Source organism: Mesorhizobium sp. P3_A9, from assembly GCF_056402975.1.
Window position 1 is genome coordinate 1 of the sequence record NZ_JBFUGJ010000206.1, and the last position, 10,733, is coordinate 10,733.

At 64.2% G+C, this 10,733-nt stretch carries 9 protein-coding genes; 2 read left to right on the forward strand and 7 right to left on the reverse strand.

Annotated elements, in window-relative coordinates:
* Nucleotide 1 precedes the first annotated feature (1 nt).
* The 7 genes from AC1DX0_RS23460 to AC1DX0_RS23490 form a co-directional block, all read right to left on the reverse strand.
* Complete coding sequence (locus tag AC1DX0_RS23460) at nt 2-1,555, reverse strand: alpha/beta fold hydrolase (protein WP_477223131.1); 1,554 nt, start codon at nt 1,553-1,555, stop codon at nt 2-4.
* 115 nt (nt 1,556-1,670) lie between these two features.
* Complete coding sequence (locus AC1DX0_RS23465; RefSeq protein ID WP_477357004.1) at nt 1,671-1,982, reverse strand: formate dehydrogenase subunit delta; 312 nt, start codon at nt 1,980-1,982, stop codon at nt 1,671-1,673.
* On the reverse strand, nt 1,972-2,802 hold the full coding sequence (gene fdhD / locus AC1DX0_RS23470) for a formate dehydrogenase accessory sulfurtransferase FdhD (protein WP_477223129.1): 831 nt from the start codon (nt 2,800-2,802) through the stop codon (nt 1,972-1,974). The genes AC1DX0_RS23465 and fdhD overlap by 11 nt, the downstream gene beginning before the upstream one ends.
* A gap of 2 nt (nt 2,803-2,804) precedes the next feature.
* Nucleotides 2,805-5,681: a formate dehydrogenase subunit alpha gene (gene fdhF, locus AC1DX0_RS23475; protein ID WP_477357006.1), complete on the reverse strand. Its 2,877-nt coding sequence runs from the start codon at nt 5,679-5,681 to the stop codon at nt 2,805-2,807.
* A gap of 10 nt (nt 5,682-5,691) precedes the next feature.
* Nucleotides 5,692-7,248: a formate dehydrogenase beta subunit gene (locus AC1DX0_RS23480; RefSeq protein WP_477357008.1), complete on the reverse strand. Its 1,557-nt coding sequence runs from the start codon at nt 7,246-7,248 to the stop codon at nt 5,692-5,694.
* Nucleotides 7,245-7,724: a formate dehydrogenase subunit gamma gene (locus tag AC1DX0_RS23485; protein ID WP_477357010.1), complete on the reverse strand. Its 480-nt coding sequence runs from the start codon at nt 7,722-7,724 to the stop codon at nt 7,245-7,247. Before AC1DX0_RS23485 ends, AC1DX0_RS23480 begins: the two co-directional genes overlap by 4 nt.
* 135 nt (nt 7,725-7,859) lie before the next feature.
* Complete coding sequence (locus AC1DX0_RS23490) at nt 7,860-8,759, reverse strand: LysR family transcriptional regulator (RefSeq protein WP_477357012.1); 900 nt, start codon at nt 8,757-8,759, stop codon at nt 7,860-7,862.
* A gap of 172 nt (nt 8,760-8,931) precedes the next feature.
* Here AC1DX0_RS23490 and AC1DX0_RS23495 point away from each other — a divergent pair, with 172 nt between their 5' ends.
* Nucleotides 8,932-10,182, forward strand: a complete 1,251-nt coding sequence (locus tag AC1DX0_RS23495; protein WP_477223124.1) for a sensor domain-containing diguanylate cyclase — start codon at nt 8,932-8,934, stop codon at nt 10,180-10,182.
* 101 nt (nt 10,183-10,283) lie between these two features.
* Nucleotides 10,284-10,733: DUF47 domain-containing protein (locus AC1DX0_RS23500; protein ID WP_477357014.1), on the forward strand; the 450-nt coding region annotated here is incomplete at its 3' end.

A 10,733-nucleotide genomic window follows, 5' to 3' on the forward strand; every position in this document is an offset into this window, starting at 1 on the left:
CTCATGGCCCGTCCGGGCCAGTGTGCCTGGCGGAAAATGCCGCCGCCGCCGCTCGCGATGGCAGGTCGAGCTTAAGCAATATGTTGGCGACGTGGCGCTTGACCGTGTGCTCGCTCAGCCTGAGTTCGGCGGCGATCGCGGCATTGCTCTTGCCGTCGGCAATCAGGCTCACCACCTCGCTTTCCCTCGCCGTCAGCACGGCCGGTTCGGTTGTTTTGGTCCTGGCGCGGCAGTCGGGCTCCAGATGCTGCTCCGACATTGCCCGCACCAGCGCCATCGGCTCGTCCAGGTCGTCCAGCGTGACCCGGCTGGCGTCTTCGAAATGCAGGCCCGAGCCGGTTGCCAGATCCGCGACCAGCCGCGACGCGAGGATGTCGCCTCGGCTGGCGTGSGCGGCGAGTTGCATCGTCACCCGSGCCGTCAGCCCSACGGGCGGCCCGCGCAGTTCGATCTCGCCGACATGCGCGCCCTGCGCGCTGGCCACGCCGATCCCTTGCGCCGCCTCGCGCAGTGCCGCCGCGCAGCGTATCGCGCGCGCCGGCCCATCGAAGCGCGAAATCATCATTTCGCCCTGCGTACCCAGCGCGCGGCCGCCATGGCGCCCGACCAGCGACCGCCAGGTTTCCTGGAAGCGCTCGCTGCGTTCGCTCCACATGCGGTCGCCCATCCGCGTCGTATCGTAGATGCGCGTCACCAGAAGAGCCGCCAGCACGCGATCCGCTTCGGTGACGGCGCGCTCGCCGGTCAGGAAYTCCTCGATCAGGTCGGCGACGCGGTCGACRTCGCCGGTCCAGATCGGATGGTCGCGCCCGGGGATCTCGACCAGCCGCGCATTCGGGATTTTCCTGGCCAGGAAGCGGCTGGCGTCTGGATCGACCCGCGCATCGTTGCGGCGATGGATGAGCAGCGTCGGCGCGCTGATCGCCGAAAGTATCCCACGCACGTCGATTTCCGCGTTCATGCGTGCCAAGGCTGCAGCTGCCGTCGGGCTCGCCGACAGCCGTTCGAAACGCGCCCACCACTGGGTGAAATGCGCGTCGTCGACCCGGCCCGGCGCGAAATTGGGCAAGGTGGCGCCCGTGCCCCAGGCCGTATCGGCTGTGGCGATGAAGGCCTCCAGGCGGTCCGGCGGCATCACCCATTTGTGGAAATGCGCATAGCCGCCATAGAGCGCCAGTGCCCGCGTCCGCTCTGGATAGGTGGCGGCGAACAGCATTGCCATCGGCGCGCCTTCGGAAGCGCCAAGCAGGGCAGCACGGCCGCTGCCGGTGGCGTCCATTACCGCGCGCACATCGTCCATGCGGGTTTCGAGGCTGGGCAGGTTGTGCGCATCGACACGGTCGGAAAGGCCGGTGCCGCGTTTGTCGAAGAGGATCAGCCGCGAGAACGCCGAAAGCCGCTTCAACAGCCTGGAATAGCCCTCGTCTTCCCAATGCAGGTCGAGATTGGAAATGAAGCCCGGCACGAAGACGAGGTCGAACGATCCCTGGCCGACCACCTGATAGGCGATCCGCACATCGCCACTGAGGGCATATCGGGTCTCGATCGGCCTCACGAGGTTCTTCCGCCCGGCCTGACGATTTCTGATCGTCAAACATAGCAGAGCCGCGTCGATTGCGGCAGCTCAAACTTTAGCGGAGAGGAATATAAGCCCGCGCGGCCGTCGGCGGTTACTCTTGCGAGGCGGCGACGTCGGCCGGGGAGGGCTTGAGCCCGAGCTTGAGATCGGCCTCGGCCGGCGTGATCGGTCGCTTGATCCTAGCCGCGGCCACCATGACGAGCTCGTCAAAACCTTTGTCGCCGCTGTCCAGTAGCTCGAAGAACTGCCGCCGCATCCTCGGCTCCCAGAATTTGTTGATATGCTCGGCGACGCCCGCAACGCCCTCCTCGCGCGGCCGCGAGTGAAAAAAGGMCGCGATCTGGTTGGCCATGCGCACCAGCTTTTCGCTCGTGCTGGTGATGTGGTCTTCGTCATGCGACATGCTGGGCAACTCCCAAGACCACCCGGTCGGGGTGGGTGAAAACATCGAAATCATCGCCGCGCACCAGCGCCACCAGTGTCATGCCGGCTTCTTCTGCGGTGCGGATGGCAAGGGCCGTCGGCGCCGAGACGGCGATGATGAAGGCCGCGCCGATAGAGGCGGTCTTCTGTACCATCTCGACCGACACGCGCGACGTCACCACGACGGCGCCCGAGGCGCCGTCGATGCCGGCTTTGGCCAACGCGCCGGCCAGCTTGTCGAGCGCGTTGTGGCGGCCGACATCCTCGCGCGCCATGACGACGCCCTTGCCGGGAATATAGAAGCCGGCGGCGTGTACGGCTCCGGTTTCCTGATGCAGCGGCTGCACCTTCGATAGCAGCTTGACGGAGCGGACGATGTCGTCGGCATCAAGCGTAAGCTTTGACACACCAACCGCATCGACCGAACGCATCGCTTCCTCAATGGATTCGATGCCGCAGAGCCCGCAGCCGACCGGGCCGGCCAGCCTGCGCCGTCGCGCCTCGAAGCGTGTATTGGCCTGATCCTTCAGCCGGATCTGGATGTCGATGCCGGCGCCATGATCTTCGACCTCGATCGCCTCGATTTCTTGCGGGTCAGCAATGATGCCTTCGGTCAGCGAGAAGCCGAGTGCGAAATCCTCGAAATTGGCGGGGCTCGCCATCATCACCGCATGCGTCGTGCCGGCAAAGGAGAATGCCACCGGCGTCTCCTCCGGCACCATGCGGTTCGCAGCAGCCGTGCCGCTGGCGCGGTGCGCCAGCCGCGATATCTGCGTCGTTGCTTTGCGGCGCGCGGCCAAGATTACTCCGCTGCCTGCAGCGTCGCGATGCGGCGGCTCTGCTCGGCTTGCTCATTATAGTCGCGCTGCCAGTCCGACGGTCCGTTCGAGGCGCCGACCTGAACGGCCGTGACCTTGTATTCCGGACAGTTGGTCGCCCAGTCGGAGAAGTCGGTGGTGATGACGTTGGCCTGCGTGTCGGGATGATGGAAGGTGGTGTAGACCACGCCCGGCGACACCCGGTCGGTGAGCAGCGCACGCAGTGTCGTCTCGCCGGAGCGGCTGGTCAGCCGCACCCAGTCGCCATCGCGCAGGCCGCGGTTCTCGGCGTCATGCGGATGGATCTCCAGCCGGTCCTCCGAGTGCCACATGACGTTGTCGGTACGCCGCGTCTGCGCGCCGACATTGTATTGGCTGAGGATACGGCCGGTGGTCAAAAGCAGCGGGAAGCGCGGTCCGGTCTTTTCGTCCGTCGCCACATATTCGGTGCGGATGAACTTGCCCTTGCCGCGCACGAAGCCGTCGACATGCACGATCGGCGTGCCTTCCGGCGCCTTGTCGTTGCAGGGCCACTGCACCGAGCCCATCTTCTCCAGATACTCGTAGGAAACCTTGGCGAAGCTCGGCGTCGTCATGGCGATCTCGTCCATGATTTCGGACGGGTGCTGGTAGTTCCAGTTCAGCCCCATCGTCTGGGCGAGCTTCTGCGTCACTTCCCAGTCGGCCAGGCCGTTCTTCGGCGCCATCACCTTGCGCACGCGGTTGATGCGGCGCTCGGCATTGGTGAAGGTGCCGTCCTTCTCGAGGAAGGTCGAGCCCGGCAGGAAGACATGCGCGTAATTCGCCGTCTCGTTGAGGAAGAGGTCGTGCACGACGACGCATTCCATCGCCGCAAGGCCGGCGGCGACGTGCTTGGTGTCGGGGTCCGACTGCAAGATGTCCTCGCCCTGCACATAGAGACCCTTGAAGGAGCCGTCGACGGCGGCATCCAGCATGTTGGGAATGCGCAGGCCGGGCTCGTCGTCGATCTTGACGCCCCACAGGGTCTCATAGATGTCGCGCACCGCGTCGCCCGAGACGTGGCGGTAGCCCGGCAATTCATGCGGGAACGAGCCCATGTCGCAGGAGCCCTGGACATTGTTCTGGCCGCGCAGCGGGTTCACGCCGACGCCCGGCCGGCCGATATTGCCAGTGGCCATGGCGAGGTTGGCGATGGCGATGACGGTGGTCGAGCCCTGGCTGTGCTCGGTGACGCCGAGACCGTAATAGATCGAGCCATTGCCGCCGCGCGCGTAGAGTCTTGCTGCACCGCGGATCAATTCCGGGTCGACATTGGCGAGCTTGCCGACGACTTCGGGGCTGTTTTCCGGCAGTGCCACGAACGAGGCCCAGTCCTGGAATTCATCCCAGTCGCAGCGTTCGCGGATGAATTTCTCGTCGAACAGGCCTTCGGTGACGATGACATGCGCCAGCGAGGTGACGACGGCGACATTGGTGCCGGGCTTCAGCGGCAGGTGATACTCGGCCTCGATATGCGCCGACTTGACCATCTCGGTGCGGCGCGGATCGAGCACGATCAGCTTGGCGCCCTTGCGCAGCCGCTTCTTCAGCCGCGAGGCGAATACCGGGTGCGCTGCCGCCGGATTGGCGCCGATGACCATCACCACATCGGTGTGCTCAACGGAATCGAAATCCTGCGTGCCGGCCGAGGTGCCGAAGGTCTGGCCGAGGCCGTAACCGGTCGGCGAGTGGCAGACGCGGGCGCAGGTGTCGACATTGTTGTTGCGGAAGCCCTGGCGGATCAGCTTCTGCACCAGATAGGTTTCCTCGTTCGTGCAGCGCGACGAGGTGATGCCGCCGATCGAGGTGCGGCCATATTGGTACTGGATGCGGCGGAATTCGTTTGCCGTATAGGTCAGCGCCTCTTCCCACGACACTTCGCGCCAGGGGTCGGTGATCTTCTCGCGGATCATCGGGTTGAGGATGCGGTCCTTGTGGGTCGAATRGCCGTAGGCGAAGCGGCCCTTGACGCAGCTATGGCCGCGATTGGCCTTGCCGTCCTTGTAGGGCACCATGCGCACCAGCTCGTCGCCGCGCATCTCGGCCTTGAACTGGCAGCCGACGCCGCAATAGGCGCAGGTGGTGACCATCGAATGCTCGGGCTGGCCGATCTGGATGACGGATTTTTCCGACAATGTCGCCGTCGGGCAGGCCTGCACGCAGGCGCCGCACGAGACGCACTCGCTATCGATGAACAGCTGGTGCATGCCGGGCGACACCCGGCTGCCGAAACCGCGGCCCTCGATGGTCAGCGCGAAGGTGCCTTGCACTTCCTCGCAGGCGCGCACGCAGCGCGAGCAGACGATGCACTTCGACGGATCATAGGTGAAGTACGGGTTGGACTCGTCTTTCGCCATCCATTTGAAGTTTTCCGCGCCGTCGTTTTTCTTGAAGACGTGGTTGTCGCCTTCGTAGCCGTAGCGCACGTCGCGCAGGCCGACGACACCGGCCTGTGTCTGCAATTCGCAGTCGCCATTGGCGGCACAGGTCAGGCAGTCGAGCGGGTGGTCGGAAATATAGAGCTCCATCACGCCGCGGCGGATGTCCTTGAGCTTGCCGGTCTGGGTGTGCACGACCATACCCGGCGCCACCGGCGTCGTGCAGGAGGAGGGCGTGCCGTTGCGGCCATCGATCTCGACCAGGCAAAGCCGGCAGGAGCCGAAGGCGTCGACCATGTCGGTGGCGCACAGCTTCGGGATCTTTATGCCGGCCTCCATCGAGGCGCGCATGATCGAGGTGCCTTCCGGCACCGTGACCGAAAAACCGTCGACCGTTAGCGTCACCTGCTTCTGCGAGGTCGAGGCCGGTGTGCCGAAGTCGATTTCCTGAATGAGACCCATAGCGAGGTTCCTATTCTGCTGCTTCGGCGACAGGCGCCGGCTTGAAATCATCGCGGAAATGGTTGAGCGCGCTCATCACCGGGTAAGGCGTGAAGCCGCCCAGCGCACAGAGCGAACCGAATTTCATCGTGTTGCAGAGGTCCGTGACCAGCGCGATGTTCTTTTCCGGCTCGATACCGCCGGCGATCTTGTCGATGGTCTCGACGCCGCGCGTCGAGCCGATGCGGCAGGGCGTGCACTTGCCGCAGCTCTCGATGGCGCAGAATTCCATGGCAAAGCGCGCTTGCTTCAACATGTCGGCGGTGTCGTCGAACACGGTGATGCCGGCATGGCCGATCAGCCCGTCCTTGGCGGCGAAGGCTTCATAGTCGAACGGCGTATTGAACAGCGCGCGCGGAAAATAGGCACCGAGCGGCCCGCCGACCTGTACTGCCTTCACCGGCCGGCCGGTTGCCGTGCCACCGCCGATGTCATCGACGATTTCGCCCAGCGTCATGCCGAAGGCCGCTTCGAACAGGCCGCCGAACTTGACGTTGCCGGCGATCTGGATCGGGATCGTGCCGCGCGAGCGGCCCATGCCGAAATCCTTGTAGAAGGCGGCACCCTTGTCCATGATGATGGGCACGGAGGCCAGGCTGATGACGTTGTTGATCACCGTCGGCTTGCCGAACAGGCCCTGGATCGCCGGCAGCGGCGGCTTGGCGCGCACCACGCCGCGCTTGCCTTCCAGGCTGTTCAACAGCGAGGTTTCCTCGCCGCARACATAGGCGCCGGCGCCGACGCGGATTTCGATGTCGAAGGCATTGGGCGAACCCAGCACGTTGACGCCGAGCACGCCGGCCTTGCGGGCGACCTCGACAGCCTTGTTCATCATTGCCACCGCATGCGGATATTCCGAGCGGATATAGACGAAACCCTTGGTCGCGCCGGTGGCGACACCGGCAATCGCCATGCCTTCGATCAGCACGAAGGGGTCGCCTTCCATGATCATGCGGTCGGCGAAAGTGGCGCTGTCGCCTTCATCGGCGTTGCAGACGATGTACTTCTTGTCGGCGGTCGTATCGAGCACCGTCTTCCAYTTGATGCCGGTCGGGAAGCCGGCGCCGCCKCGGCCGCGCAGGCCGGACTCGGTAACCTGCTTGACGACATCGGCCGGCGCCATGGCGACAGCGTTCTGCAGGCCCTTCAGCCCGCCGAGCGACTTGTAGGCGTCGAGCGACAGCGGGTCGTTGATGCCGCAGCGSGCRAAGGTCAGSCGSGTCTGCTTGGCCAGGAACGGRATCTTGTCGGGCGCGCCSAGCCAGCGCTTGTGATGGCCACCSKTGAGGAARCCGCWGTCGAACAGGCTCTTGACGTCGGATGGCTTGACCGGCCCGTAGGCGACGCGGCCCTTTTCGGTCGCCACTTCGACCATGGGTTCGAGGAAATAGGCGCCGCGCGAGCCGTTGCGCACGATCTTTGCCTCGATGCCGCGTTCGGCGAGTTCGCTTGCAATCGCCTTGGCGACCTTTTCTGCACCCAGCGCCAGCGCGCCGGAATCGCCGGGAATGTAGATACGCGGGATCATGAGCGCATCTCCGCGACGATCTCTTCGAGTTTTTCGTCGTCGAGGCGGCCGATCACCTCGCCGTCCAGCATCGCCGAGGGCGCGCAGGCGCACAGGCCGAGGCAATAGACTGGCTCCAGCGTCACCAGGCCGTCGCGGGTCGTTTCGTGGAAGCCGATGCCCAGCAGCTGCTTGAGCTTGGCGGCAACCGCATCCGAACCCATCGACTGGCAGGCCTCGGCCTGGCAGACCTTGAGCACATGCCGGCCGGCCGGGTGGCTGCGATAGTCATGGTAGAAGGTGACGACGCCGTGGACTTCGGCATTCGAGATGTTCAGCGCTTCGGCGATGACCGGCAGCGAGGCCTGCGGCACATGGCCGAACTCTTCCTGGATGCCGTGGAGGATCGGCAGCAGCGGRCCTTCGAGGYCYTTMAGCTCYTGGATGATCGCCGCCGTGCGCGAYGCGATCTCGGTACTTGCAGGCTGCATCGTCATGCAGCGCCCTCCCTGGTCGGTAGCGTTCTAGCGCTAAGTCGTTACAAAAACAGAGGAAACCCGCGAAATCAATAAAGCTGATCCGTCGCTTGATAGAAATTTTCTATCAAGCCCGCTCAGCCGCCTTTCTCTACCCTAGCGATGGGTGCGGAAATCGTCTGCCAGCGCCATCGCCTCGTCCAGCAGCGCCTGCACCAGCGGCGTGTGCGGCTCGCGCGGCGTGGCCACCAGCCCGACMGTGTGGCTGGCRTCGGGCTCGACGATMGGAATGGCCCGGATCGGCTCGGAAAAGCCGAAYGTTTCCGCGAGGTTGAGCGGCATGATCGACGACCATTTGCCGGTGYGGATATGCGAGAACAGCACGATCATCGAGTTGGATTCGAGCGTCGGCCGCACCTGCACGCCGGCCTCGGCAAGATGCTGGTCGATGATGCGGCGGTTCTGCATGTCCGGCGTCAAAAGGCAGAGCGGCAACTGGCTGATCTCGGCCCATGTCACTTTGTCGCGGTCGGAATAGGGGTTTCCGACCGCCGTGATCAGCTGATAGCGCTCGTCATAGAGCGGGACGCTGGTCACCCGCCCGAGCGGCTCGTTGTCGAGATAGGTGATGCCGGCGTCGATGTCGAAATTGCCGAGCAGCGACAGCACCTCGATCGAGGTGCGCGACAGCACCGAGAAGGTGACACCCGGGTGCTTTTCGCGAAACGGCGTCGTCAGCCGCGCCACCATGGCCAGCGCCGTCGGGATGGCGGCAATGCGGATGCGCCCGGAAAGACCATGGCGCGCCGCGCGCATTTCCTCGCGCATGGTCCTCGAATCGCCGACGATGCGGCGCGCCCAGACCAGCACCTGCTTGCCCTCCGGCGTCAGCCCCTGGAAACGCGACCCGCGATTGACCAGCATGACGCCGAGCTGACCCTCCAACTGCTTGATGCCGGCCGACAGGGTCGGCTGGGTGACCCCACACGCTTCCGCCGCCCGGCCGAAATGCTCTTCCTTGGCCAGTGCGATGAAGAATTCGAGTTTGTCGATCATGCCGCGAGCCCTTTTCGCGTGTCTGCAACGTCGCGCCGCTCAGCCACTCGTTAATCATCGTGGATGAGGCAGCCGATAGTGGCAACAGCCAATAACCAATTGATAATATTTGGCTTGCCATCATGGTCGATGCGGGTATCGCGGCAGGGGCGCCGAAGATAGGTTGGTTCGCATGCTCCAGGAGCATCCGCCGGAAATACAAGCGCCTTCCGCTGCCGACCTGCGCGAGGCGGCGCGGCTTCGGGCTGTCGAGCGTTTCGATATTCTGGATACGCCGCGCGAAGCGTCGTTCGACCGCATTACGCGATTGATCAAGACTGTCTTCGATGTCCCGATCGCCATCGTCTCGGTCATTGACGGGCACCGCCAATGGTACAAGGCTTGCGAGGGCTTGGCGACAAATGAAGTCGCACGCAAGGACACATTCTGCCAGTACACGATCCTTCAGGACGAGCCGCTGATCGTCGTTGACGCGACGAAGGATCCACGTTTCGCCGGCAATCCCCTCGTCACGAACGATCCCCATATCCGCTTTTACGCAGGCGTGCCTTTGCGCAGCCGGGATGGCCACAACATCGGCAGCGTCTGCGCGATCGGCTACGCGCCGAGGGAATTTGACGACCGCGACATCGCAATCCTCCAGGATTTTGCCGATCTTGCCATGGATGAGCTGGAACTGCGCCAGCATGCCTCCAGTGATGCGCTGACCGGTGTGCTGTCGCGCCGCGCGTTCATCGATCAGGGCGGCAGGGCCTTTGCGCTGGCGCAGCGGCAGCGCTTCGACTTCTCCTGCATCGTCTTCGATGTCGACCATTTCAAATCGGTCAACGACAATTTCGGCCATGCCGCGGGCGACGAGGTTCTGACTGGTGTAGCCCGGCAATGCAGCGCCATCTTGCGGGACGTCGACATATTCGGCCGCGTAGGCGGCGAGGAATTCGCGGTGCTTCTCTACGCCGGCCGCAACGGCGCGCTTGAATCCGCCGAGCGGCTGCGCGGCACCATCGAGGCCATGCGGCTTGCGCACGGCACGGATGAGATACGGGTCACCGCGAGCTTCGGTGTCGCCGCGTTCGATCCCGCGACAAGCAGCCTGCAGGAGCTGATCGAGCGCGCTGACGCGGCTATGTATCGCTCGAAACACGCCGGCCGCAACCGGACCACGGCGTGGAATCCCCCCGTGGGGGATCAGGCGCGGCCACGGCGCAGGGTGCTGAAGGCCGGCCAGATCGTCTTCAACGCCCGCATGTCGACCATCGACTGCACGGTTCGCAGTCTCGGCGAGGATGGCGCCACCATCGACGTTTCGAATATCGCCGGCATTCCCGGCCAGTTTGTGCTGGCCATCAGGGCGGATCGGTTCGAGGCGAAATGCCGGGTCGTCGCCCAGGCCGAAAGGCGTCTGGAACTCGCCTTCGATTGACCGGGCCCGGCGGTCGGGGCGCTCAATCCACATATTTGAGCCGGCTTACTGTTCCCTCTGAGGCGATGCGGCGTTATGGGGATGAAACCGGGAGATCGACAATGCTGGGCTGGTTCCGTAAGCTGCTGCCACGCGAAGATCGTTTTTTCGACCTGTTCGAGCGCCATTCCCGTACGGTGGTCGGTGGCGCGGAGGCGCTGCAGCAGCTTCTCCAGGGCAAGGACATCGACCGCTGGTGCCAGAAGATCGTCGAACTCGAGGACGAGGCCGATCATATCACGGCGGAAGTCCTGCTTGCCGTGCGGCGCTCTTTCATCACGCCTTTCGATCGCGGCGACATCAAGGATCTGATCCAGTCGATGGATGACGCCATCGACATGATGCACAAGACCGTCAAGACGGTAAGACTGTTCGAAAAGAAGGAATTCGACCCGCTGATGCAGGAAATGGGCGGCGTTATCGTCGCCGCCGCCAAGCTGGTGGCCGAGGCCATCCCGCTGCTCGCCAAGGTCGGTACGCACACGGTGCGCCTCAACGCCATGGCCGAAGAG

Bases quoted from the DNA above. Each gene is read 5' to 3' on its own strand.
- AC1DX0_RS23495 (WP_477223124.1), top strand. From the start codon at position 8,932: ATGCTCCAGGAGCATCCGCCGGAAATACAAGCGCCTTCCGCTGCCGAC.